At 33.5% G+C, this 23,742-nt stretch carries 27 protein-coding genes; 3 read left to right on the top strand and 24 right to left on the bottom strand.

The genetic code is table 11. The annotated features are described in order from the left end of the window. Position 1: 1 nt before the first annotated feature. A complete protein-coding gene (locus Q3V94_RS06210; protein WP_008907463.1) occupies positions 2–439 on the bottom strand; it encodes a MarR family winged helix-turn-helix transcriptional regulator in 438 nt (145 codons plus the stop codon). A gap of 247 nt (positions 440–686) precedes the next feature. Here Q3V94_RS06210 and Q3V94_RS06205 point away from each other — a divergent pair, with 247 nt between their 5' ends. Beyond that, on the top strand, positions 687–1,748 hold the full coding sequence (locus Q3V94_RS06205; RefSeq protein ID WP_303526023.1) for a (Fe-S)-binding protein: 1,062 nt from the start codon (positions 687–689) through the stop codon (positions 1,746–1,748). Between the two features lie 19 nt (positions 1,749–1,767). On the opposite strand, the gene Q3V94_RS06200 is transcribed toward Q3V94_RS06205, so the two are convergent. The 6 genes from Q3V94_RS06200 to Q3V94_RS06175 form a co-directional block, all read right to left on the bottom strand. Beyond that, positions 1,768–1,935: a hypothetical protein gene (locus Q3V94_RS06200; protein ID WP_303526020.1), complete on the bottom strand. Its 168-nt coding sequence runs from the start codon at positions 1,933–1,935 to the stop codon at positions 1,768–1,770. Between the two features lie 13 nt (positions 1,936–1,948). After that, entirely contained in the window at positions 1,949–2,503 is a 555-nt protein-coding gene (locus Q3V94_RS06195) for a Uma2 family endonuclease (RefSeq protein ID WP_274767009.1), read from the bottom strand. 99 nt (positions 2,504–2,602) lie between these two features. Further along, positions 2,603–3,832 (bottom strand): glucoamylase family protein, encoded by a 1,230-nt coding sequence (locus Q3V94_RS06190; protein WP_303526015.1) that lies wholly within the window; start codon positions 3,830–3,832, stop codon positions 2,603–2,605. A 113-nt stretch (positions 3,833–3,945) separates the two neighbouring features. Beyond that, entirely contained in the window at positions 3,946–4,623 is a 678-nt protein-coding gene (gene ispD / locus Q3V94_RS06185; RefSeq protein WP_303526014.1) for a 2-C-methyl-D-erythritol 4-phosphate cytidylyltransferase, read from the bottom strand. A gap of 11 nt (positions 4,624–4,634) precedes the next feature. Further along, positions 4,635–5,744, bottom strand: coding sequence for a PIN/TRAM domain-containing protein (locus Q3V94_RS06180; RefSeq protein WP_303526012.1), 1,110 nt, complete (start codon positions 5,742–5,744; stop codon positions 4,635–4,637). 104 nt (positions 5,745–5,848) lie between these two features. Beyond that, positions 5,849–6,322 carry a CarD family transcriptional regulator gene (locus Q3V94_RS06175; protein ID WP_274767005.1) on the bottom strand — a complete coding sequence of 158 codons (474 nt, stop codon included), beginning with the start codon at positions 6,320–6,322 and terminating at the stop codon, positions 5,849–5,851. A 208-nt stretch (positions 6,323–6,530) separates the two neighbouring features. On the opposite strand from Q3V94_RS06175, the gene Q3V94_RS06170 reads away from it, so the two are divergent. After that, positions 6,531–6,926 carry a DUF1573 domain-containing protein gene (locus Q3V94_RS06170; protein ID WP_274767004.1) on the top strand — a complete coding sequence of 132 codons (396 nt, stop codon included), beginning with the start codon at positions 6,531–6,533 and terminating at the stop codon, positions 6,924–6,926. Between the two features lie 21 nt (positions 6,927–6,947). Here the strand turns inward: Q3V94_RS06170 and disA are convergent, their stop codons facing one another. The 12 genes from disA to fusA form a co-directional block, all read right to left on the bottom strand. Then, on the bottom strand, positions 6,948–8,012 hold the full coding sequence (disA, locus tag Q3V94_RS06165; protein WP_008907540.1) for a DNA integrity scanning diadenylate cyclase DisA: 1,065 nt from the start codon (positions 8,010–8,012) through the stop codon (positions 6,948–6,950). 2 nt (positions 8,013–8,014) lie between these two features. Beyond that, entirely contained in the window at positions 8,015–9,379 is a 1,365-nt protein-coding gene (radA, locus tag Q3V94_RS06160) for a DNA repair protein RadA (RefSeq protein WP_008907541.1), read from the bottom strand. 88 nt (positions 9,380–9,467) lie between these two features. Continuing rightward, positions 9,468–11,924 (bottom strand): ATP-dependent Clp protease ATP-binding subunit, encoded by a 2,457-nt coding sequence (locus Q3V94_RS06155; protein WP_008907542.1) that lies wholly within the window; start codon positions 11,922–11,924, stop codon positions 9,468–9,470. Between the two features lie 12 nt (positions 11,925–11,936). Further along, a complete protein-coding gene (locus Q3V94_RS06150; RefSeq protein WP_008907543.1) occupies positions 11,937–12,950 on the bottom strand; it encodes a protein arginine kinase in 1,014 nt (337 codons plus the stop codon). 12 nt (positions 12,951–12,962) lie between these two features. Further along, complete coding sequence (locus Q3V94_RS06145) at positions 12,963–13,484, bottom strand: UvrB/UvrC motif-containing protein (protein ID WP_008907544.1); 522 nt, start codon at positions 13,482–13,484, stop codon at positions 12,963–12,965. A gap of 24 nt (positions 13,485–13,508) precedes the next feature. Beyond that, positions 13,509–13,964, bottom strand: coding sequence for a CtsR family transcriptional regulator (locus Q3V94_RS06140; protein ID WP_008907545.1), 456 nt, complete (start codon positions 13,962–13,964; stop codon positions 13,509–13,511). A 303-nt stretch (positions 13,965–14,267) separates the two neighbouring features. Continuing rightward, complete coding sequence (gene fetB / locus Q3V94_RS06135) at positions 14,268–15,050, bottom strand: iron export ABC transporter permease subunit FetB (protein ID WP_303526010.1); 783 nt, start codon at positions 15,048–15,050, stop codon at positions 14,268–14,270. Then, positions 15,047–15,673 (bottom strand): energy-coupling factor ABC transporter ATP-binding protein, encoded by a 627-nt coding sequence (locus tag Q3V94_RS06130; RefSeq protein ID WP_303526009.1) that lies wholly within the window; start codon positions 15,671–15,673, stop codon positions 15,047–15,049. Before Q3V94_RS06130 ends, fetB begins: the two co-directional genes overlap by 4 nt. A gap of 12 nt (positions 15,674–15,685) precedes the next feature. Then, positions 15,686–15,994 (bottom strand): PadR family transcriptional regulator, encoded by a 309-nt coding sequence (locus Q3V94_RS06125; RefSeq protein ID WP_303526008.1) that lies wholly within the window; start codon positions 15,992–15,994, stop codon positions 15,686–15,688. Positions 15,995–16,110: 116 nt separating this feature from the next. After that, entirely contained in the window at positions 16,111–16,263 is a 153-nt protein-coding gene (locus tag Q3V94_RS06120; protein WP_274767001.1) for a hypothetical protein, read from the bottom strand. 4 nt (positions 16,264–16,267) lie between these two features. Further along, positions 16,268–16,501, bottom strand: a complete 234-nt coding sequence (locus Q3V94_RS06115; RefSeq protein WP_008907550.1) for a hypothetical protein — start codon at positions 16,499–16,501, stop codon at positions 16,268–16,270. A 109-nt stretch (positions 16,502–16,610) separates the two neighbouring features. Beyond that, positions 16,611–18,701 carry an elongation factor G gene (gene fusA / locus Q3V94_RS06110; protein WP_303526006.1) on the bottom strand — a complete coding sequence of 697 codons (2,091 nt, stop codon included), beginning with the start codon at positions 18,699–18,701 and terminating at the stop codon, positions 16,611–16,613. A gap of 243 nt (positions 18,702–18,944) precedes the next feature. Between fusA and lepB the strand changes: the two genes are divergently transcribed. Beyond that, positions 18,945–19,469, top strand: coding sequence for a signal peptidase I (lepB, locus tag Q3V94_RS06105; protein ID WP_008907552.1), 525 nt, complete (start codon positions 18,945–18,947; stop codon positions 19,467–19,469). Between the two features lie 14 nt (positions 19,470–19,483). Here the strand turns inward: lepB and phoU are convergent, their stop codons facing one another. The 5 genes from phoU to Q3V94_RS06080 are packed head-to-tail and all read right to left on the bottom strand — an operon-like array spanning position 19,484 to position 23,639. After that, positions 19,484–20,137 carry a phosphate signaling complex protein PhoU gene (gene phoU, locus Q3V94_RS06100; protein ID WP_303526002.1) on the bottom strand — a complete coding sequence of 218 codons (654 nt, stop codon included), beginning with the start codon at positions 20,135–20,137 and terminating at the stop codon, positions 19,484–19,486. 16 nt (positions 20,138–20,153) lie between these two features. After that, positions 20,154–20,909, bottom strand: coding sequence for a phosphate ABC transporter ATP-binding protein PstB (gene pstB / locus Q3V94_RS06095; RefSeq protein WP_008907554.1), 756 nt, complete (start codon positions 20,907–20,909; stop codon positions 20,154–20,156). An 11-nt stretch (positions 20,910–20,920) separates the two neighbouring features. Continuing rightward, complete coding sequence (gene pstA, locus Q3V94_RS06090) at positions 20,921–21,787, bottom strand: phosphate ABC transporter permease PstA (RefSeq protein WP_008907555.1); 867 nt, start codon at positions 21,785–21,787, stop codon at positions 20,921–20,923. Beyond that, entirely contained in the window at positions 21,787–22,692 is a 906-nt protein-coding gene (gene pstC, locus Q3V94_RS06085; RefSeq protein WP_303526000.1) for a phosphate ABC transporter permease subunit PstC, read from the bottom strand. The genes pstA and pstC overlap by 1 nt, the downstream gene beginning before the upstream one ends. 53 nt (positions 22,693–22,745) lie before the next feature. Next, positions 22,746–23,639 (bottom strand): PstS family phosphate ABC transporter substrate-binding protein, encoded by an 894-nt coding sequence (locus tag Q3V94_RS06080; protein WP_303525999.1) that lies wholly within the window; start codon positions 23,637–23,639, stop codon positions 22,746–22,748. Positions 23,640–23,742 lie beyond the last annotated feature (103 nt).

The following is a 23,742-nucleotide window of genomic DNA, read 5'->3' as shown; positions in this document are numbered from 1 at the left end:
CCTAATCATTTTTAATTATTTCATCAAGTTTTTTAAGCCCCTTTATTATTATTTCAAAATCTTCAGCCGAAATATCCTTTAGGACATACTCTAAAAATTCCTTAAATTTATTTTCAATATTTCTTTTTTCCAATTCAGCCTTTTCCGTTGGAATTATTATTACCCGTCTTCTATCATCTTTATCTTGAATTCTTTTAACATAGCCTTCCATCTCAAGCTCATCAATAATTCCACAAACTGTGCTGTTTGCAAGGCCAACTAATGAGCTTAATTCCTTTAAAGTCATTGGAGGGCTATTCATTATATGAAACATTACCTTCATAGCCGACTGACTTTTATTTTTGCATTTAAATGGAGGGCTAAATTTAGAAGCCCTCTTTACCTTCTTATTTATTGATGTTAAAACTTCAAGAATTTCTAATGCCTTACTGCTATTCATAACAACACCTTCGCCTTCGAATAATTCGATTACGAATTAATTTTACAACTTTTTCAAATTTACTTCAATAAGATACTATTCGGATTTTCGAATTATTAATTCCTTAATTCAGCATCATTTACTTCTAAAACTCATGTAAAATATTTTCTATCTATTGTTGAATTTGATAGTATTTGTTTTTTCTATACGTTATAAATTAAATTTCAGTTTATAATTATCATGTAAAATAAATGAAAAGGATGATTTTATGAAAACTAATATTTCTACTAAGATTATTCAAATAGCCAAAAAATACCATGAGGTATGTAAAGGATGTAATATATGCACAAATGGCTGCATATTACTAAAGGACTATGTAAAACATCCTAAAGAATTTTTAAAAAGTTTATACGAAGAAAAAAACATAGATAATAAACTTCCCTATTATTGTTTCTCCTGTAATGTTTGTAAAAATTTATGCCCAAATGAAGTTGATTTTAATAAACTTTTCATGGAAGCCAAAAAAGAAATATCAAGAGGTAAAAAAAGCCCCCACAAAAAACATTTTATAATACGCAATCATCAAAGGTTATCTAGTTCTAAAATTTTTTCTACTATAAAAGGGAAATCGGCAGTTGGATTTATGCCTGGATGCAGCCTTTCTTCCTTTGATCCGAACCTTGTTATTAAAATACATGATTTATTAAAAATCAAATATCAAAATTTATCATTAATTTTAAAATGCTGTGGTAATCCGTCCTATTCAATTGGTGAAATGGAAAGGTTTAATAGAATGTATAATTCATTAAAATCTTCATTAGAGGAAAACGGTATTGAACACGTTATAACAGCCTGTCAATCCTGCTATAAAACTATGAAAGAAAACTCTCCAAAATTAAAGGTAACTTCTCTTTGGGAGGAACTAAAAAGCTTTAACCTTCCAAAACTTAACACAAAGGATGAATTTTTTATATTCGACTCATGTTCTGCTGATGAAAATATAAAAAAAAGTATAAGGGAGATTGCTAAAAAGCTAAATATCAAAATTGAAAACAATGAAGTATTGACAAATTCAAAGTGCTGTGGGCTTGGTGGATGCGTTCATGCCATAAACAGCGACATTTTTAAATCTAATCTAAAGGAACATGAAGAAAATATTAAATCCGAAAAGGTGCTTACCTATTGTGCTGGATGCAGGGATGCACTATCAAATGTAAAGGATGCATTTCATATCTTAGAGCTTATTTTCAATAGCGATAATCTAAAGCCTAAGGCACCGACTAAAACCTCAAAGGCCTGGTTAAATAGATTAAAATTAAAAGCCCGTTAAGGGCTTTTAAAATTCCATTTTATTCCTTTACACTTCCTATTGTTAAACCACCAATTAAATACTTTGATAAATAAGCAAAAATTATCATAACGGGAATAGCTGTTAAAATTGCTGCAGCAGAATAAACTCCCCATTCTGTATTGTATTGCCCCTGAAGCGTTACAAGACCAAGGGGAAGAGTATACATTTTTTCATTATGACTAAAAAATATCCTTAAGATTTATATCCAACTCCTCAAATAAAATTGATTTTGCTATATCATCACCTTTATATACCCCAACTTGTTCATAAAAGCCTTCTTCATTTAACATATTAATCTCAATAGTTTTAAATTTTGGATTAATAAGCCAATACTCTTTTACTCCATATCTCATATACAAATTAAATTTTCTAATCCTATCATGAGATGTGTTTGATGGAGACATAACTTCAACTATTAAATCCGGAGCTCCAACGTATTTATTTTCCTTTATGCCATCTTTATTACATATAACCATCAAATCGGGTTGGACTTGATGGATGTTTTTATCATCCTCCTTTGATAATACTACATCAAAAGGAGCAATAAAAACTTCACATTCTTTACCCTTAAAAAACAAATTAAACTCTGTAGCTAAATTAAGTAAAGTCCTTTGATGTTCAGCTGATGGTGAAGATAAAAGATAGACTTCTCCATCTATATATTCTAATAAATCATCTCCATTATCTAACTTTAAAAATTCATCATAAGTAATCTTTCTATATTGAGGCAGCATTCTAACACCTCCAAAGGTGATATTAAAATCTTCTTTTTATAATTATATTATTACTAATTTTTACAAGTCAAACACAAAAAGAGGTGCACACGCACCTCTTTATAAACACATAGCTAAGTTTTCGTCTTTAACAGGCCTAAACTCTAAAAGCTCAAAGGCTTTTTTAACATGGTCATTTTTCATAAAGGTATTCCACACAAACCCTGTTATATAGTTTTCTATCATAATTAGAGTTATTCCTTTATCTATACCAACATAGTCTTCAGAAACCCAATAGCCCTTTTCTAAGTTAAAGGCATCTTTAAAGCCGTATTCCCCAAATATTCCCTTAATATTTTTATAGTAATATTCAAGGGCATCCATAGATTCCTTTGGAGTAAAAACAATAGAACCTGCAGCACCACATGGTGGAACCGTCCCATCTACTATATTCTCATTATTAAAAAGTCCTGAAGGAAGGGCACCATATCTACCCTCATACCCCTTTGGGCCATCACAGGCAGTAAGCCCCCATGAATTTTCATTAAAACCCTTAAATTTGTCCTTATTATCGATACAAAATTGTCTGTTTGCAAGGGTTGCCAATATAGAATTTTCAAACCAGTCAATACCTTTTCTATCTACTTTACCCCTAAAATCAAACCAGGCATGGGAAAATTGGTAGGTAAATATTGACCCAAGCCATGAATTTATAAATCTATATCCTTTATATTCAGCATAATTTCTAAAAAAGCTGTAATAAACTTCCTTATCGACAGGATGCGTAGGAGATGCTACTGCTAAAAAATATAACATTAGCTGTTCGGCATAGAAATCCCAATATCCTTCAAAGCCCTTTTCCGGGGTATAACCCATATAAAACCAGTTTTTATCCTTATCCAAATACCAGTTCCAATCGATTTCTTCATATAATTTATTTGCCTTTTTCTTTATTTCACCACCAAAAAACTCTCCAGCAAAAATAGCACCGCAAATGGCAATCGCTGTGTCTATAATTGAAACCTCACAGTTCCATATTCTTTCCCCCGTGTATATATCCATAAAATGATAGAAAAATCCATTAACTCTATCTAAATTAAGTAGAGTATCAAGGGTGCCGTTAACCCTTTCATATCCTTCTTCAAAGGATATCCATCCTCTTTTTATCCCTATAGGAATTGCAGTAAGTCCAAAGCCAACTGCAGCGATGCTTGCAACATTTGGATTTGAAGGTGCTCTGTCCCTAATAAGTCCATATCCCTTTGAATTTTTATCTATATTTGCTTCCTTCCAAAAATATTTAAAGGATCCTAACATCTCTTGATTTAAGATGAATTCCTTGATATTCATCGACTATCCCCCCATCCTAAAGCCGCAAATATACCATTATATTATATAACTTTAGTTTACATAAATCTATAAAATATTTTTGGCTACGATGCTTTTAATTACCAAAAAAGCTGCTACAAGTTTGTAGCAGCTAAACTGTTTAGTAGTATTATATCCTTTGGAGTTGTAACTTTAATGTTTTCATAGCTCCCTTCAATTATCTTTACCTTATAGCCTATTTTTTCAACAAGCTGGGTGTCGTCGGTTGCAATTATGTTATTTTCTATGGCATATTCGTGGGCCTTTAATATTAAGTCATATCTAAAGCTCTGAGGGGTTTGAATGGCGTATAATTTTTTTCTTTCAAGGGTTTCAACAGAATATCCATCCTCAACTATCTTTATAGTATCAATAACAGGAACTGCAACTGTTGTAGCCCCAAAGGATTTTGCAGCTTCTATGGATCTTTTTATTATGTCATCATCTATATTTGGCCTTGCACCATCATGGATTAAAACAATTTCTGGATTATTACAAGCTATAAGTCCATTGTAAACTGAGTTTTGCCTTTCAATGCCGCCCTCCGTAATTTTAACCTTTTTAAAGCAATATTTATCTAATATATTAATTTTAAAATAATCAACCTCATCCTTTGCGACAACAGCAATTATCTCATCCACATAATTTGATTTTTCAAATTTTTCAAGGGTTATTGCTATAATTTCCTTGTTATTAACCTTTGCATAGAGCTTATTAAATCCAAGCCCCATCCTTTTACCCTTTCCTGCTGCAACTACTATAGCCGATATCAAAATATCACCTCTTATGACGCATTCTTAAGTTTTGCAAATATCATTCTTCCTGCTGCAGTCTGCAGAACAGACGTTACAACAACATCAACAACTTCACCGACGTATCTTTTACCGCCTTCAACAACGATCATTGTTCCATCGTCAAGGTAAGCAACACCCTGTCCTGCTTCTTTACCATCCTTTATAATATGGATGTTCATCTCCTCGCCTGGAATTACAATAGGCTTTACTGCATTTGCAAGCTCATTTATGTTAAGGACAGGAACCCCTTGAACTTCAGCAACTTTGTTTAAATTAAAATCGTTGGTTATTATCTTTCCATTGTATATTTGGCAAAGCTTTAAAAGTTTGCTGTCAACCTCTTGAATATTATCAAAGTTTTTCTCAACTATTTCAACGGTTAAAGGTATCTCCTTTTGAATTAAATTTAGAATATCAAGCCCCCTTCTTCCCCTTGCCCTTTTTAAATTATCGGAGGAATCGGCGATATGCCTTAACTCCTCAAGAACAAAGGAAGGTATTAAAATGGGACCTTCTAAAAATCCTGTTTTTAGAATATCCAGTATTCTTCCGTCGATTATAACGCTAGTATCTAGTATCTTTGGCTGAGATATGCCAACCTTTTCTCCCTTTCTTTTTTCCTTCCCAAACCTCTTTAAAAATGTAAATACATTATAAAGTTCTTCCTTTTTCTTTAATGTTATGTCAATTCCTAACGTTGCAAATACAATATTTACAATAAAAGCTAAGGAACTTCCTATAGCAGATAAAATGGTATTGCCAGTTAAAAATCTTGCAATAGGCGAAATTAATAGATTTGCAATTATAAGTCCTATAATAAGTCCTAAAACGGCAAGTATAATATCGTTTGTTGGTATCTTTTGTATTGCATTTTCCAGGATTTCTGTAATCTTAAAAATAAGTCGAATTAAATAAGGGGATAAAATATAAAAAATAAGACCTAATAAAATAATACAAACTGCTATGAATCCAAAATAATAAATGTTGTTTCTTGACACGAGAGCATTTACGGCATTAACCTTAATAAGTATTTCAGATGCAGCATATCCTAAAACTAACCCAACTACTGTCAAGAACCACCTAAAAATCCTTTCTAACATCAATTCACCTCCTACAAAATATCCCAGTATATTATATACTAATATACCGTATCAATCAAAGTTTTTCAACACAAAAAAATATGACAATTTTTTAATTTGCAAAATCAAGCTTTTAAATTTTCAAGAATAAATTTTTTTGTTTCTTTAAAGTCCCTTTGAAGAACAAGACAAATTTCACTGCAGAAGGTATTTAATATTTTTTCAAAGTTATTCTTATCAAAATTTGAAGGTTTTTTTCTTTTAAAATTCATATCCATGCATTTTATAAGTTTTGCCATCTCTATCGGATCTGCTTTTTCTAAAGTAGATTTATAAAGCTTATATCTATCGATGCATTTGTTAGGTAGATCCCCTTTAAACTCCTTTAATATTCTTAAACAATCTTCTAATTTTACCCTTTCAATTACTCCTCTAATTTTATTTTTTTCATCAACGGGAAGATAAATACATATATTATCAATTACAAGTTTTATTTCATAGTATCTCTTTCTAATTCCGTTAACATTTTTTTCTTGTATATTTGTTATTACTCCCCCACCAAAATTCTTAACAAAAACTTTATCACCAATTTCAAACATATTATCACCTTTTTTACATTATTACCAAACTTACAGGATTAAGGCAAACTAAAAAATATCTTGATTTTTATAAACTACCTATTATTATTTTATTTAGTTAACTTAAAAATGGCTCTTTTAAGCTGAAATTTATTATAATGTATTTGACATTATATTGTCTGAATATTTATAATATTATTAAACAATATTCAACAAGGAGTGGAAGCAGATGAAGGATATAATCGTAGATGAATTTCAAGCCACCGTTCAAGATTCACTAATTAGACATAGAAGCATTTTAGATATAATAACAAAACTCTCTGAATCAAATTCTAGAATAAATAGAGCAGTTGCAAAGGCAGTTACCAATCACGGATGCATAAAAATAAATGCTCAAAAACAACAGATACCCGACGATGCATCCCTTGACAATATAACCGAATTTTTAAGCTATCAAATCGAAGGGAAACTTTGCGACAACTGCAGAGAAGTCCTTGAAGAAGAGATAGGAAATAACCTATATTACCTTGCTGCTTTATGCAATGCCCTTGACCTTAACCTGTTTGATATTATACTTGAACAAAAGGAAAAGATAGAAACATTAGGAAAGTTTAGCATGTTATAAAGGCCCGGATATTCCGAGCCTTTATATTTTTCTATTTAATATAACCTGTTCTTGAAGTTTTTTTAGCCATTCCTTTATGGATCTTGCCCTTGCCTCACCTATTCCTTCAACAGCGTCTAAATCTTCTATGCTTGCCTGAAGAATCTTTTTAAACTGTCCAAAATTTTTAACCATATTTTCAACAACTATCTGCGGCAGCTTTGGAATCTTATTCAAAATCCTATATCCCCTTGATGAAACCATCGTATCTAACATTAAATCAGGATTATAGCCTAAAAGTTTACATATAACAGACAATTCCAAAATCTCCTCAGAAGATAAGGCCTTAATTGACTTAAATACCTCGTTATAATCCTTTGTATCTATAGCATAATCCCTTAGTATTCTAATTTCATCCTCTTCAACTTCATCTATAAGGTCGTTAAGCTGAAGGGAAATAAGCCTTCCTTCGTTTCCAAGCTCCACAACGTATCTTTCAATTTCATTTACTATCCTCATAACCATCTCGCTTCTTTGGATGGCAAGAACTACGTCATATACAGTTACTAAATCTTCGAATTCTAACGCAGAAAGGTTCGTAACCGCCTCATCAAACACCGATTTATACCTTTCAAGGGTTTGAATAGCCTGATTTGCCTTCGTAAGAATCATGTTCGTATCTTTTAATACATATTTAATATTTCCTTTAAATACGGTAATTAAATTTCTTCTTTGGGAAATAGCAATTGCAATATTTCCTGTTTGTTTTGCAAATCTGTCGGCGGTTCTATGCCTTGTGCCAGTTTCAGCAGTTGGAATGCTGGAATCTGGGATTATCTGTGTATTTGCGTAGAGTATCCTTTTAAGATCTCCGCTTATGACAATAGCCCCATCCATCTTGGCAAGTTCATATAAATATGCTGGAGAATATTCACTATTTATATAAAACCCACCATCAAGGAGCTTGCTTATTTCTTCTTCATCCCCAATTACTATGAGTCCTCCAGTTTTAGCCTTTAATATATTTTCAAGTCCTTCCCTCAAAGGTGTCCCTGGTGCCAAAAGCTTTAAAACATTCATTAGCTCAATTTCTTTAGCATCTCTCATAACTATCCCCCTAGAACTTCTTCTAATGCTTCGTATATATTTTCAACAGGAACAATTTGGATTCCTTTTATAATATCGAGTCCTTTCATATTTTCTTTAGGAATGATGCATTTTTTAAATCCCAATTTTTGTGCTTCTAATATTCTTTTATCTATTAAATTAACTCCTCTAACTTCTCCCGTCAATCCAACCTCTCCAATTATCACAACTTCGTTATCTATTGGAAGATTTTTAAAGCTGGACGCAATAGAGCATAAAACTCCAAGGTCAATGGCAGGTTCGTCGATTTTTATTCCCCCAGCAACATTTACATAAACATCATAGGTTTGTATGTGCATTCCAACCCTTTTTTCAAGAACGGCAATTAAAAGAATAACCCTGTTATAATCAAGCCCCGTTGTCATCCTTCTTGGCATACCAAAGCTTGTTTGGGAGGTTAGTGCCTGAACTTCAATTAGAATTGGTCTTGTTCCTTCCATGGAACATACAACACATGATCCAGGAACGTCTTTTGGTCTTCCGGATAAAAGTATTTCGGAAGGGTTTTTAACCTCCTCAAGACCAAACTGCTTCATTTCAAATACGCCAATTTCATTAGTTGAGCCAAATCTATTTTTAACAGCTCTTAATACTCTGTAGGTATTATGTCTTTCCCCTTCAAAGTAAAGGACTGTATCTACCATATGTTCTAAAACCCTAGGACCGGCAATAGACCCCTCTTTAGTAACGTGTCCAACTATAAAGGTAGCTATGTTTAAATTTTTTGCTATATTCATCAAAACTGCAGTGGCCTCTCTAACCTGACTTACACTTCCTGGAGCCGACTGTAGCTCTGGTCTATAAACGGTTTGAATTGAGTCTATCACAACAACATCGGGCTTTAGATTTGTAATAGTTTCTTCTATATAGCTTAAATTGGTTTCTGGAAGAACCAAAAGATTTTCCGAAAGGACATTTAACCTCTCTGCCCTAAGCTTTATCTGTTTTGAGGATTCTTCACCAGAGACATATAAAACGATGTTGCCACTCTTTGCAACATTGTTTGCCATTTGAAGAAGAAGGGTGGATTTTCCAATCCCAGGGTCTCCTCCAACAAGGACTAAAGACCCCTTAACTATTCCTCCTCCAAGCACTCTATCTAATTCTTCAAGATAAGTTGAATATCTTATCTCTTTTGTTATCTCTATATCCTGTATTTTCAAAGGCTGAACCTTATTATAAGCGGCTGATTGAATTTTACTCAGTTTTTCAGCCTTAACTTCCTCTATAAATGTATTCCAGCTTCCGCATCCAGGGCACTTCCCCATCCACTTAGGAGATTCATATCCGCACTCTTGGCATATATAAACAGTTTTTACCTTTCCCATTCTATCACTTCCTATTTTAGTTAGCAATTACATTATATTTAATATTGTTGTTCATGTAAAGAAATATATACAAAAAAGAGAACCCCCATTATGAGGATTCTCCCTTTTCAAAAATTATTTCATTATCTACAACCTTCATTACAACTTTATCTCCGCGCTTTATATTTCCCTTTAGCATTTCCTCTGAAAGTTTATCTTCAACAGCTTTTGTTATGGCTCTTCTCAGAGGTCTTGCACCATATGTTGGGTCAAAGCCTTGTTTTGAAAGGTGCTTTATTACATCTTCATCATAACTTATTTCAACTTCAAGGTCCTTTAACCTATTAATTACACTCTTTAACATGAGCTCTGCAATTTTTTCAATATCCTTATCCTCTAATGGATGGAATACAATAATCTCGTCGATTCTATTTAAAAACTCAGGTCTAAAGGTCTTTTTCAAGTCCTCCATTACGTTTTGCTTCATCTTTTCGTAGGAATCTTCCTTTTCCTTTTCTGTAGTTGCTGCAAAACCAAGGGTTTGCTGCTTTTTTATGGTCTGTGCACCAACGTTGGAGGTCATGATAACTATCGTGTTTCTAAAGTCCACTGTCTTTCCCTTTCCATCGGTTAGTCTTCCATCCTCAAGGATTTGAAGCAGTATATTAAATACATCCGGATGGGCCTTTTCAATCTCATCAAATAAAACTACTGAATATGGCTTTCTTCTAACCTTCTCTGTTAATTGGCCTCCTTCTTCATATCCAACATATCCTGGAGGAGAACCTATAAGTCTTGATACCGTATGCTTTTCCATATATTCCGACATATCTATTCTTATCATTGCGTTTTCATCACCAAACATAGCCTCAGCAAGTGCCTTTGATAGCTCTGTTTTACCTACCCCTGTAGGACCAAGGAATATAAAGGAACCTATTGGACGCTTTGGATCCTTAATTCCAACTCTTGCACGCCTTACAGCCCTTGCAACAGCCTTAACTGCTTCATCCTGTCCTACAACCCTTTGATGAAGTATTTCTTCAAGTTTTAAAAGCTTTTCTGATTCTGTTTCAGTAAGTTTATTAACAGGAATTCCAGTCCATCTTGAAACAACATTTGCTATATCCTCTACTGTAACAACAGGAACTTCACTATCCTTTTGATTTTGCCAATCCTTTTTAATCCTTTCAAGTTCATTTTTAATCTCATTTTCTCTGTCCCTTAATTTCGCAGCCTTTTCAAATTCTTGTGTATTTATTGCCTCCTCCTTTTCCTTTCTAACCTTTTCAAGCTCTTCTTCAAGGTTTTTAACATCAGGAGGTGCAGTTAAGTTCTTTAGCCTTACCTTAGCTGCTGCCTCATCCATAAGATCTATTGCTTTGTCTGGTAGGAATCTATCGGTAATATATCTATGGGATAGGTTTACAGCAGCCTCTAGTGCTTCATCAGTTATTTTAACCTTATGATGTGCTTCGTATTTATCCCTCAATCCTTTAAGGATTAATATAGACTCTTCAGTTGATGGTTCACCAACCTGAACTGGTTGGAATCTTCTTTCAAGGGCTGAATCCTTTTCAATGTATTTTCTATATTCATCAATCGTAGTTGCACCGATAACTTGAATTTCACCTCTTGCAAGGGCTGGTTTTAATATGTTAGATGCATCAATGGCACCTTCTGCAGCACCTGCACCAACTAATGTATGGATTTCATCTATGAATAGAATTATATTTCCTGCCCTTCTAATCTCGTCCATTACCCTCTTTATTCTTTCTTCAAATTCGCCTCTATATTTTGACCCTGCAACCATTCCTGATAGATCTAAAGTAACAACCCTTTTGTTTTTGAGTATCTCTGGAACGTTGCCCTCTACAATCCTTTGGGCAAGACCTTCAGCAATGGCAGTTTTTCCAACCCCAGGTTCACCTATAAGGCAAGGATTATTCTTTGTTCTTCTTGAAAGTATTTCAATTACCCTTTCAGTTTCATTTTCACGACCGATAACAGGGTCGAGCTTTCCTTCCCTTGCAAGCTCCGTTAAGTCCCTTCCGTATTGGTCAAGGGTTGGTGTATTTGTTTGTCTATGCCTTGTTCCCGGACCTGGTTTTCCTTTAAATCCCTGTCCTAATTCACCTACGTTTAAAGAATTTAATATCTCGTTTCTCGCCTTTACAATATCAATGCCGAGCTTTGCAAGAATTGCTATTGCAACTCCTTCGCCCTCCCTTAAAAGAGCAAGCATCATATGTTCAGGGGCAACGAAGTTATGGTTTAAATTCCTTGCTTCATTCCTTGCAAGCTCAATTATTCTTTTTGTTCTTGGAGTTAAAGGTATCTCGTGAAAGTTGAAGAACTCTTCACCTTTTCCTTCTATTTCAATTATCAAATTTCTAATCTTTTCATCATCTATTCCAAGATCCTTTAAAACCTTTGACGCCTGACCACCCTCTCTTATTATTCCAAGCAAAAGATGTTCTGTTCCTATATAGTTATGGTTTAATCTTTTAGCTTCCTCTGCTGCAAGCTGCAAAACCCTTTGGCTTCTTTCTGTAAATCCATTAAACATACGCATCCCTCCTTATCTTAGTGTTTCTCTAACTATTTTAGCTCTTATAATATCCCTTTCCTTTGTGTCAAGGTCTCTTCCTTCAATAAGTTGTAACGTTGCTGGTTGAACGTTAACTAAAAGGTCGTTTAATTTTTTTACATCTATATCCTTAATTATTCCCATTTCTATTCCTAATCTTACCTTTGACATTAGATTTAAACACTCTTGTGTTGATAGCATTCTTGAATATTTCAAAAGACCAAGGGATCTATAAATGTCGTCCTCGATTTCAGCCGCCTGCTTTTCAAAGAGCATTTCCCTTGTTTTAATTTCTTGATCTATTATTTTTTTAGTTACTGCAATTAAGTTGTTTATTATCTCATCTTCAGTAAGACCAAGAGTTACTTGATTTGAAATTTGATAAATGTTTCCCATAGCATTACTGCCCTCACCATAAATTCCACGCATAGTCATACCAACTTGAACTACTGTGTTAAATACATTGTTTATATTTTTAGTTAAAGTAAGAGCTGGAAGGTGAAGCATTACCGACGCTCTAATTCCTGTTCCTACGTTTGTCGGGCAGCTTGTTAGGTATCCTAACTTTGCATCATAGGCATATTGGACCTTTTCTTCTATAAGGTCATCTAATTTGTTTGCATAATCATAGGCATCCTTTACTTTAAATCCAGGATATATAACCTGAAGCCTAATATGGTCTTCCTCATTTATCATTATAGAAACGTTCTCTTCTCTATTTAAAAGGACTGCTCCCCTTTGATATTCATTTACAATATCCATGCTTATAAGATGCTTTTCAACCATCGAAAGCCTTTCAAGGGGCTTTAATTCCCTTAACTTTATTAGCCTAAACTCGTGGGCTATAGCAGAATTGCTGTTTAAAACAGAATCTGCTACATCCTTTATTACTTTATTTGCCTCATCTTGATTTAACTTTTGTGGGAAGGGAACACCATCAATATTCCTTGCAAGTCTTATTCTGCTGGTTAGAACTATATCGCTACCATGGTTTTTGAATAGCATTTTACCACCCCCCTATTTATCTAGCTTTGACTCAAGCTCTTTGATTTGGTCCCTTAATTTAGCAGCCTTTTCATATTCTTCGTTCATAACTGCAACTCTTAGTTCTTCCTTTAACCTTTCTATATCCCTTTTTATCTTTAAAATTCCTCCCGTCCTCTTTGGAACCTTTCCCGTATGCTGAATATTTCCATGAACCCTTTTAATGATAGGAGTAATTTCTGCATTAAAGGTTCTATAGCAATTTGCACATCCCATCTTGCCGGTCCTTTTAAAATCATCAAAGCTCTGATGGCAGACAGGACAGGTTACAGGCTCAGGAATCTGATATGGCGAACCCATCATTTCAAAGAATCCTTCGAGTATGTTTTGGAAGGACATAGGTGATGCAAAGTTAAAGGGGTTCATTATATCGATATTAAACTCGTTGTTTTCCCTTGCACATTCCTCACAAAGATGAAGTTCCTGTTTAACTCCGTTTATTATTTTTGTAATATGAACATTGGCTTCCCTTTGATTGCAATTTTGACAGAGCATACAAATCCCTCCTTTGGGAATTTTTTAGATTATTGATATTAGAACTGTTTTTAAAATATTCGCCCTTATTTTATCCTTCAAATCCGGCGGAGCATTTATAACTTTATCGTTTAGAGCAATTTTAAGAATTGTTGCCTCCCTTTCAGTTAAATAACCTCTATCCTTAAAAAACTCAATATATCCTTCCGCCTGTTGCTGGGTTATTTCTTCTCCTATATTATTCCAAATTGCGTCCTTTAAATAATCGTTATCGTTAATTCTTATTTTTGTGATTTTGATAAATCCTCCGCCACCCCTTTTGCTTTCAATATAATATCCTTTATCTATAGTAAACCGGGTTTCTAGGACATAATTAATCTGAGATGGCGCACAGTTAAAAAGATTAGCAAGTTCATTTCTTTGTATTTCTAAAAAATCATTTTCGCTCTTTTCCAGCATGGTCTTTATGAAGTTTTCTATTATATCCGATAGTCTTGCCATAGCACCACCTCTTCTTATTTTGTTTTACTTTGACTTTGACTTTCTTTGACCTTTCAATTACTATTTTATACCATATAAATTATATTGCAATAATTAATTTTTTCATAGAATAGACAATTTTTATGATTATCAATAAAATATTAAAATTATTTTGCTATTTTAAATAAAATCTCAAAATTTCTTTATTTTTTATTTGTAATAATGTTAACCAAAATAAAAAATACAAACAAAAACTTTAAAAAAAATTAAGCCGGCAATGTAATACCAGCTTAAACATAATAGCCAATTATTAAGCACATCATGTCAATCTATTATAAGCTGTGCCTCTTCGTTAAAATAAGTTTTATACCCAAGCTGAAGAAACATTATAACTGTTATTGCAACGCAACCTAATATACCAAGCATTATAGCTATTTGATATTTTATAGCAGTCAACGGAGATGTCCCTGATAATATTTGTCCCGTCATCATACCTGGTAAAAAGACTATACCCATTCCTACCATAGAGTTTATTGTGGGAAGTATTGCAGAATCAAAGGTATTATCTATTATTTCCTTAACTGCCATTTTAGGGGTTGCACCAAGCATAAGAGCCATCTCTATTTCATCTTTTCTCTTTTTAATGTCATCAACAAGCCTATTTACACCAAGGGCAACTCCTGTCATTGAATTTCCAATTAGCATGCCTGCAATGGGGATAAAATATCTTGGATCATACCAAGGACTGATTCTTATAATTACAAATAAAAAATATAAAAGGCTAAGAAGGCTCCCTATAACCATTGATATTGCAACGACTTTTTTTATTTTGAAATTCAATTCAACCTTTGATCTTTTGTATATATTATATATGCTAAAGATCTCCATAAAAATTAAAATTAATAAAGTAAATAAGGGATTTGGATTATTTATTATATAAACAAGAACAAACCCCATAATTATAAGCTGAAGGGTCATTCTGATAGATGATATCACTATTTCCTTCTCCCTTTTTATTCCTCTTTTTCTTACTATAAGCAAAAGTATTACAATAAATATATAGGCTGCTAATAGCTGATAAACATTTATATCTATAATATTTTTCATAACTTCACCTTCCCATCAAATATCTCAACAACTCTTTCACTAAAGTTAGAAGCTATCTTTTTAGAATGGGTTACTACAACCAACATCTTATTTTTGCCTTTAATATATTCTATAACCCCCTTCATTACTTTCTCTTCCGTTCCTTCATCCAAAGCAGATGTTGGCTCATCTAAAAGGTAAACATCAGAATCTAACAAAAGTATTCTACCAATGGCTAACCTTTGTTTTTCTCCTCCCGAAAGATTTTGTGCAGACTCATCAAGCTCTTTTTTTAAACTTACAAGTTCTAAAATCTCCTTTAATTTTTCATCCTTTACTAAAGGTTTTTCAGAGAATTTCAACCCTATCAAAAGATTATCCCTTATATTGCCATTGAAAATAATAGGATTTTGAGGAAGCATAGTAACCTTTCTTCTTATCTCAATTGTGTCCCAATCTTTTAGTGCCCTTCCTTTAAAATAAATCTCACCTTTATCAGGGGATATTAGTTTGTTTAAAAGTTTTAGTAAAGTTGTTTTGCCACTTCCGCTTTCGCCAACGATGCATGTTATTTTATTCCCTTGAATCTCAAGATAATCAATATCTAATATATTCTTGTATTTTAATTCAACGATTTTAAACATAGCCCCTCCACCTTATTTAAAAATTTCTTCATAAAGTTCCTTTGCTCTTTTTTTAGCCTCTTTAAGAGCCTCAATTCCTTCTTTAGTTATTGAATAATACTTTCTTATTTTACCATTTATTAGTTTATCCTCTCTAACTAAAAGCCCCTCCTTTTCCATAGAGTGCAAAATAGGATACAAAGTCCCTGGCCCTATATTATATCCATGTTCTTTTAATTCCTCCATCATCCATGAACCAAAAAAAGGTTCTTTATAGGCATGATACAGTATATGCACCTGTATAAATCCTAAAAATAATTTTCTAAGGATTTTATTGCTCAATTTATCACCCCTTAATTATCGTATTTCGATATCGTATTATAATATTATCATAATCTTAATATAAAATCAATGTAAAAAAGGGTTTGAGGATTTATTGAACCTTCAAACCCAAAGTTCTATTTGTCTAATTCTTCATTAATTTTTTCTACTCTTTTTCTTTGTTCATCTGGACTCATCCAGCTATTAAAGCTTGGGATGAATTCTCCAAATCTTTCAAGATTGAAGTTAAATTTAAACCTTTTCCCCCTTAATTTCTTATTAAATTTCATTTGATCACCTTCTTCTTGCAATTAAGTGATATTTATTATCATCGTGTCCTCCCTTTTGTGTGACGTCAAATCCATTCATATCAAGTATCCTTCTTATTTCCTCTGTTTGATGAGCATCTGAACCGTCAACTGTTATTACAAGTTCATCATCGTCGTTTAAAATTGAAAGCATATCATAAAGTTTATTTGTGTCAGATGGTCCAATTATTTTCCCAAAGTTAATCCTATAATCAGACATTAAAATCCCTCCTTTGAATATAGTTTTTACAGTTTTTAAAATTAAATGCTGTTAAATGCTTTCAAAATTATATTGGGCAGGTATTTTAAAATACCTGCCCAAAAATATTTTATTCTTCCTCTTCTTCCTTTTCCTTTTGCGCATTTTCGATAATCTTTTGTGCGATGTGAGCTGGAACTTCTTCATATCTTTCAAACTTCATTGTAAAGCTTCCCCTTGCCTGAGTCATGGATCTTAGATCTGTTGCATATTTGAAGGTTTCCGCCATCGGCATTTCAGCCATTATAACCTGCATTCCATCCTTTTGCTCCATTCCAAGAACTCTTCCACGGCGCTTGTTTATATCACCAATAATATCTCCCATGTATTCATCCGGCACTGTAATTTCAAAATGCATTATAGGTTCTAATAATACTGGGTCTGCCTCCTTCATTCCCTTCTTAAAGGCAAGGGATGCTGCTGTTTTGAAGGCCATTTCAGAAGAGTCAACAGGGTGATAGGAACCATAGTGTAATGTTGCCTTTAAGTTTATAACAGGATAACCTGCTAAAACTCCCTTTTTCATAGCTTCTCTAAGTCCCTTTTCAACTGCAGGAATATATTGTCTTGGAACAACACCACCAACTATTTGATCGACAAAAACAAGATCTTCAGTTTCATGTTGTGGCTCAAACTTGATAACAACATCACCATATTGTCCGTGACCACCAGATTGCTTTTTATATTTTCCTTGAACATCGGAGGTCTTTCTTATTGTTTCTCTATATGGAACCTTTGGAATGTCAAGCATTACTTCTGCACCAAACTTATTCTTTAGCTTGCTTGCTATAACTTCAATATGTAATTCCCCAAGACCAGATATTATAAGCTCTGAGTTTTCAACATCCCTTGATATTTTAAATGTTGGATCTTCTTCAAGTAGTTTATGGAGTCCTGTTGAAATCTTATCTTCATCATTCTTTGATTTTGGTTTTATTGCCATTGATATTGCTGGTTCTGGGAAATCTATTTTTTCGTAAATTATCGGCTTTGCTGCGTCGCACAATGTATCTCCAGTCATAGTGTATTGAAGCTTTGCAACAGCTCCTATATCTCCAGCAGAAAGTTTTGTTACTGCAGTTTGATTTTTACCTTTTAATATGTATAGTGTGCCTATCTTTTCTGTCTTATCTTGAGTAGCATTATATATGCTTGAATCAGAAGAAATTGAACCGGATAAAACTCTAAATATCGAAAGCTTACCTACAAATGGGTCGGCAATCGTCTTAAACACAAAGGCTGAGAATCTTTCATCCGGACTGGACTTTCTAACTTCGTCCTCATTAGTCTTAGGATTCTTACCCTTAAATTCAACCCTATCAGCAGGGGAAGGGAAATAATTTATTATACAATCAAGCAATGTAGTTAAAGCTACATTTGAAATCGCTGAACCGCAGAAAACCGGTGCAACATCGCAGTTTAATATACCCTTTCTTAGTCCTCTTAAAATTTCTTCGTCAGAAAGTTCGCCTTCGCTTAAGTATTTGTCAAGAAGCTCCTCATCAGTTTCGGCTACCGATTCCATTAATATATTTCTATATTCTTCAACAACTGACTCAAGGTCAGCTGGAATTTCCGCTTCAACCATCGCTTTTGATTTTGGATCATAAACAAGAGCTTTTCTTTCTAATATTTTAACAACACCCTTAAAATCTGCTTCTTTCCCTATTGGAATTTCAAGGGCAGCAACCGAAAGGCCAAACTTATCCTTAATCTGCTTAAATGTCTTATCAAAATCAGCATTTTCTCTATCCATTTTATTTATAAAAAATGCTCTTGGAATCTTATATTTATTTACATACTTCCATGCCTTTTCTGTCCCAACTTGAAGACCCGATGCTGCACAAACTGTTATTATAGCAGAGTCAACTGCCCTTAAACCTTCTAAAACTTCACCAACAAAATCGAAATATCCTGGAGTATCAACAAAATTAATTCTATAATCATTCCAGTCACAAGGTGCAATAGCAGTTGAAATTGAGATCTGTCTTTTCTTTTCTTCTGGGTCATAATCACAAACTGTTGTTCCATCTTCAACTCTACCCATTCTATCTGTTGCCTTGCAGTCATATAATATAGCCTCAACTAAGGTGGTTTTTCCCGTTCCACCATGTCCAATCATACCTACATTTCGTATGTTTTCAATCCTATACTCCCTCATAACAAATTCCTCCTTACGACTATATAAGTCCTTATTTTATATATTCTCCATTATTTCCAAAATTCCTTTTAAAATTGCAAAAAATTTTCGACAATTTTGAATATTTTTTGCATTAAAGATAGGCATTATTATTAATAATTAACTAAAATTTAATTTTTTAAACAACATTTTAAAAATTTATCATTTTACACTACAGATTATATGATATATAATTTTGTTAGTAGCTCAAAAGGAGGTCATAAAATGAAGGACAAAATTATCAATGAGATAAAGGAATGGATAGTATCAATAGTAGTTGCTGCTGTAATAGCCTTTACTATAAAGGCCTTTATATTTGACATAGTGCAGGTTTCAGGTCCATCTATGATTCCAACCCTTCATGATAACGATAGGGTTGCTATAGAAAAAATTAGTCTTTATACTAAAAAATTTACCCGGGGAGAAATAATAATCCTTGATCCTGGCAATTCAGGCAGGGGATTATATATAAAAAGAATTGTTGCACTTCCTGGTGAAAGGCTTGAAATCAAAGAAGGATCAGTTTTTATAAACGGCAAAAAGCTTCAGGAGGATTATTTATCCCCTGGAACCCAAACCTACGCTGAAACTGATATCGACATGATAATACCTGAAGGCTACGTTTTCGTTCTTGGAGACAATAGAGAAGTCAGTGAAGATAGCAGATATATTGGTCCAATTCCTATTGATCACATAAAAGGACATGCAATTTTTAAAATCTACCCATTTTCAGATATAAAAAAATTATAGGGTGCAAGGCACCCTTAATTTATCTCCTCAAGTTTTCCAGTTACCATGTATATAATTCTTTCACAAACATTTGTAGTGTGATCAGCTATTCTTTCTAGATATCTTCCAACAAACATAAGCTTTGTTGCTTGCTTTGTAATTGAAGGATCCTTAACTATCATTTCTAAAAGTTCATCAATGATCGCCTGATAAATATCATCAACCTCTTGATCCATCTGGGCAACTTTTTTTGCAAGTTCTATATCCTCTTTAACAAAAGCATCAAGACTTAATCTAATCATCTCTTGTGCGATCTTTGCCATCCTTGGAATGTCAATCAAAGGCTTAATCAACGGTTCTTTGCCTATCTCTAAAGTTATTTTAGATATATTAACCGCATGATCCCCCATTCTTTCAAGATCAGTAATTATTTTAAGGGCTGTTGCTATGGTTCTTAAATCCTTTGCAAGAGGCTGTTGAAGGGCTAAAAGCTTCATGCAGTCCATTTCAATTTCAAGATCCATGGCGTCTATTTTATCATCCTCTTCAACAATCGTTTTAGCAAGCTCTAAATTTTGTTCCTTTAAAGAAGTTACCGCCTTATCAACAATCACTTCTACAAGGGAACCCATTCTTAATACCTTGTGTTTAACCTCTTCAAGGTTTTGTTGAAAATGCAACCTTGTCATAAAAATCTCTCCTTTTTTAACCGAATCTTCCAGTGATATAATCTTCCGTTCTCTTATCCCTTGGGTTTTCGAATATTTTTTCTGTAGTATCGTATTCTATAACCTCACCGTTTAAGAAAAATGCCGTCCAATCTGAAATTCTTGCTGCCTGCTGCATAGAGTGGGTTACTATAATTATAGTATAATTCTTTTTAAGCTCAAGTAAAAGCTCCTCTATTTTTAAAGTTGAAATAGGGTCAAGGGCGGATGTTGGCTCATCCATTAGAACGACTTCTGGCTGCATTGCAATTGCCCTTGCAATGCAAAGCCTTTGCTGCTGGCCTCCGGAAAGTTCTAAGGCTGATTTATATATTTTATCCTTAACTTCATCATAAAGGGCAACAGCCTTTAATGTGCTCTCAACAACCTCATCTAAGACTTCTTTTTTGTTAACTCCATTTTTTCTAAGTCCATATACAATATTTTCATATATGGTCTTTGGAAATGGATTTGGTTTTTGAAAGACCATACCTATTCTTCTTCTTAGCTCAACTGGGTCTAAATCGCCTGAATATATATCCTGACCTTGGAATAAAATTTTCCCTTCAACCCTTGTATTTTCAATAAAATCGTTCATTCTATTTAAAGTTCTTAAAAATGTTGATTTTCCGCATCCTGATGGTCCTATAAAGGCGGTTATATTATTTTTATATATATCCATATTTATGTCCTTTAATGCTAAGAAATTGCCATAGTAAAAATTTAAGTTTTCTACTTTAATTACGCTTTCCATAGTGTCCTCCTTTAGTCTTTCATTCTAATTTGATATTTATTTCTTAATATAATAGCAATTGAGTTTATGCCAAGAAGAATAAATAAAAGCACTATAATTCCTGCAGCTGCAACATTTTGAAATTCCTTTTTAGGCATACTTGACCAGTTGAATATCTGTATAGGCAAAACTGTAAACTGATCAAAGGGAGTTTTTGGAATAAATGAAACATAAGCAAGGGCACCTACTACAATTAATGGTGCAGCCTCGCCTAATGCCCTTGATAGCCCAAGTATAGTTCCTGTCAAAATTCCTGGCAGAGCATAGGGTAAAATTACTCCAGTTATAGTCTGCCACTTTGTTGTGCCAAGGGCATAAGATGCCTGTTTTAAGGATTCTGGAACGCTCCTTAATGCCTCTTGTGAAGAAATAATTATAGTTGGAAGTATCAATAATGACATAGTTAAAGCACCTGACAATATACTTCTTCCAAACCCAAGCAATCTAACAAAAACAGCAAGTCCAAGCATTCCATAAATTATTGCTGGAACACCTGCAAGATTTGCTATATTTAATTTAATAAATTCAGTAAATTTATTATCCTTTGCATATTCCTCTAAATATAAAGCCGTCCCTATTCCAACGGGGAATGAAATTAAGGCAGTTAAGATAATGAGCCATAAACTCCCAAAAAGTGCAGGATAAATGCCAGCCTTTTTAGGGAATCTTGATGGGAAATTAGTTATAAAATCCATAGATAACCACTTTAATCCCTTTGATAATATACTAAATAGAAGAATACTCAATATAAATATTCCAAACAAAGTGCATAAAAATATCAAAGTATGAAATATTTTATTTTTTAGTTTTCGCCTTTTTGTAATATCCTGTTCCTTCATCAATATGCCCTCCTATACTTTCTCATAACATATCTAGAAATTAAGTTCAATGTAAAGGTTATTAAAAACAATAAACTACCTACGGCAAACAAAGTCCTATAACCAATTGATCCATAAGGAACATCCCCCATGCTTATCTGAACGATGTAACCTGTCATAGTTTGTATGCTCTCAAGGGGATTTAAAGTTAATTTAGGTGTTGAACCTGCCGCCATGGCAACAATCATAGTTTCTCCAACTGCCCTTGATATAGCTAAAATAAACGATGCAATAATCGTCGGCAATGCAGTTGGAATTACAATATCCTTTGATACTTCGTATTTTGTCGCTCCAAGGGCATAGGCACCAAGTCTTAAAGAATCAGGAACAGCCATCATAGCATCTTCACTTAAAGAGGAAACCAAAGGAACAGTCATGATTCCTACAGCAATTCCCGCACTTAAGGCATTATAAACGCTTGTTTCAGGAAAGATAGCCCTTATTAAAGGAGTTATAGCGGTTAGTGCAAAATATCCATATACAATAGAAGGAATCCCAGCAAGTATTTCAATAGTTGGTTTTAAAACTTTTCTTACTTTTTTAGGAGCATATTCACTTAAGTAAACTGCACTTCCAAGGCCTATTGGAATAGAAATTATACTTGATATAACAACAATTAGTAATGTTCCGACAACCAAAGGCAAAACGCCAAACTTAGGAGGCTCAAAAAGGGGCGTCCATTCCCTTCCTGTTAAAAACTCAATTATAGACACCCTTTTAAAAAACAAAAAGGTTTCCTCAAAAAGAGAAAAAATAATCCCTAAGGTTGTTAATATCGATATAAATCCTAAAACTGTTAACACATTTTTTATTATTTCTTCATTTTTTTTAATTCTTTCTTTGCTCTCAAATTCTATTCTCTTCATCCTGCTCCCCCTTCTTCTAAATGGGCATAGGCACCCATTAAAGGTGCCTTAGATTACTTTATTTTGTTTAACTGTTCTGTATATTTTGCATCCTCCAATGGAACATACCCTACCTGCTCTACTAAATCCTTAGCATTTTCAAGGTAGAACTTTACAAAAGCCTTTAGTTCAGGTCTTTCCAGAGACTTTGTATTAACGTATATAAATAATGGTCTTGAAAGTGGCTTATAGCTTCCATTTCTGATATTTTCAGTTGTTGGCTCTACACCATTTACCTTTAAAGCCTTTAGGTTATCCTTATTTTCTTCATAGTATGAATGTCCAAAGAAGCCCATAGCATACTTATCTCCTGCAATGCCTTGAACTAGAACGTTGTCATCCTCACTTGCTGTATAATCTGTTCTTATTCTCTTTTCTTCTCCATTGATTTCTGCAGTAAAGTAATCAAATGTTCCTGAGTCTGTTCCTGGACCATAAAGCTTTATCTTTTCCTTTGGCCACTCTGGTCTTACATCACTCCAGTAAACAACCTTTGAGTCCTTATCCCAAATCTTTTTTAGCTCTTCTGTCGTTATATCGTCAATCCAATTATTATCCTTATTTACAACTATTGCAATTCCGTCATAAGCAACTTCAAGTTCCATCATATCTATTCCATTTGCCTTAGCCTTTTCTGCTTCTTCGCTCTTAACCTTTCTTGACGCATCGTTTATATCTGTTTCTCCAACAACAAACTTTTTAAAACCTCCACCTGTTCCTGAAATACCAACAGTGATGTTAACATCAGGATTTTCCTTATTAAATTCCTCTGCAACTGCCTGAGTTATTGGATATACTGTGCTGGAACCGTCGATTTTAATAGTTCCTGCTAACTTTTCTTGTCTTGCACAAGCTGAAAATGACAATGCTGTCGCAGCTATTAAAACAGCTGATATTATTTTCTTCATATTTGTTATCTCCTTTCAGTTTTCTTTTTACAATTAAATTTTATAACTTTCAATTGTTAAGAACCATCAAAATTATGTTAAGTCTATGTTAATTAATATTTTA

Source organism: Caloramator sp. CAR-1 (assembly GCF_030546345.1).
In the GTDB taxonomy this organism is placed as follows: domain Bacteria; phylum Bacillota; class Clostridia; order Clostridiales; family Caloramatoraceae; genus Caloramator; species Caloramator australicus.
Note: the sequence above shows the minus strand (reverse complement) of the source record. Positions and strands in the feature narration are given on the sequence as shown.

Excerpts from the sequence above, each read along its gene's own strand:
- fetB (WP_303526010.1), bottom strand. The coding sequence starts at position 15,050 with ATGAAAAATATTATAGATATAAATGTTTATCAGCTATTAGCAGCCTAT.
- Q3V94_RS06115 (WP_008907550.1), bottom strand. The coding sequence starts at position 16,501 with ATGTCTGATTATAGGATTAACTTTGGGAAAATAATTGGACCATCTGAC.
- fusA (WP_303526006.1), bottom strand. The coding sequence starts at position 18,701 with ATGAGGGAGTATAGGATTGAAAACATACGAAATGTAGGTATGATTGGA.
- Q3V94_RS06195 (WP_274767009.1), bottom strand. The coding sequence starts at position 2,503 with ATGCTGCCTCAATATAGAAAGATTACTTATGATGAATTTTTAAAGTTA.
- Q3V94_RS06180 (WP_303526012.1), bottom strand. The coding sequence starts at position 5,744 with ATGTTAGAAAGGATTTTTAGGTGGTTCTTGACAGTAGTTGGGTTAGTT.
- Q3V94_RS06200 (WP_303526020.1), bottom strand. The coding sequence starts at position 1,935 with ATGTATACTCTTCCCCTTGGTCTTGTAACGCTTCAGGGGCAATACAAT.
- Q3V94_RS06205 (WP_303526023.1), top strand. The coding sequence starts at position 687 with ATGAAAACTAATATTTCTACTAAGATTATTCAAATAGCCAAAAAATAC.
- Q3V94_RS06120 (WP_274767001.1), bottom strand. The coding sequence starts at position 16,263 with ATGAAATTTAATAAGAAATTAAGGGGGAAAAGGTTTAAATTTAACTTC.
- phoU (WP_303526002.1), bottom strand. The coding sequence starts at position 20,137 with ATGACAAGGTTGCATTTTCAACAAAACCTTGAAGAGGTTAAACACAAG.
- Q3V94_RS06175 (WP_274767005.1), bottom strand. The coding sequence starts at position 6,322 with ATGTTTGAAATTGGTGATAAAGTTTTTGTTAAGAATTTTGGTGGGGGA.
- radA (WP_008907541.1), bottom strand. The coding sequence starts at position 9,379 with ATGGGAAAGGTAAAAACTGTTTATATATGCCAAGAGTGCGGATATGAA.
- lepB (WP_008907552.1), top strand. The coding sequence starts at position 18,945 with ATGAAGGACAAAATTATCAATGAGATAAAGGAATGGATAGTATCAATA.
- Q3V94_RS06210 (WP_008907463.1), bottom strand. The coding sequence starts at position 439 with ATGAATAGCAGTAAGGCATTAGAAATTCTTGAAGTTTTAACATCAATA.
- pstA (WP_008907555.1), bottom strand. The coding sequence starts at position 21,787 with ATGAAGGAACAGGATATTACAAAAAGGCGAAAACTAAAAAATAAAATA.
- pstB (WP_008907554.1), bottom strand. The coding sequence starts at position 20,909 with ATGGAAAGCGTAATTAAAGTAGAAAACTTAAATTTTTACTATGGCAAT.
- disA (WP_008907540.1), bottom strand. The coding sequence starts at position 8,012 with ATGAGAGATGCTAAAGAAATTGAGCTAATGAATGTTTTAAAGCTTTTG.
- Q3V94_RS06155 (WP_008907542.1), bottom strand. The coding sequence starts at position 11,924 with ATGTTTAATGGATTTACAGAAAGAAGCCAAAGGGTTTTGCAGCTTGCA.
- Q3V94_RS06080 (WP_303525999.1), bottom strand. The coding sequence starts at position 23,639 with ATGAAGAAAATAATATCAGCTGTTTTAATAGCTGCGACAGCATTGTCA.
- Q3V94_RS06145 (WP_008907544.1), bottom strand. The coding sequence starts at position 13,484 with ATGCTCTGTCAAAATTGCAATCAAAGGGAAGCCAATGTTCATATTACA.
- Q3V94_RS06170 (WP_274767004.1), top strand. The coding sequence starts at position 6,531 with ATGAAGGATATAATCGTAGATGAATTTCAAGCCACCGTTCAAGATTCA.
- Q3V94_RS06140 (WP_008907545.1), bottom strand. The coding sequence starts at position 13,964 with ATGGCAAGACTATCGGATATAATAGAAAACTTCATAAAGACCATGCTG.
- Q3V94_RS06130 (WP_303526009.1), bottom strand. The coding sequence starts at position 15,673 with ATGTTTAAAATCGTTGAATTAAAATACAAGAATATATTAGATATTGAT.
- Q3V94_RS06150 (WP_008907543.1), bottom strand. The coding sequence starts at position 12,950 with ATGCTATTCAAAAACCATGGTAGCGATATAGTTCTAACCAGCAGAATA.
- Q3V94_RS06190 (WP_303526015.1), bottom strand. The coding sequence starts at position 3,832 with ATGAATATCAAGGAATTCATCTTAAATCAAGAGATGTTAGGATCCTTT.
- pstC (WP_303526000.1), bottom strand. The coding sequence starts at position 22,692 with ATGAAGAGAATAGAATTTGAGAGCAAAGAAAGAATTAAAAAAAATGAA.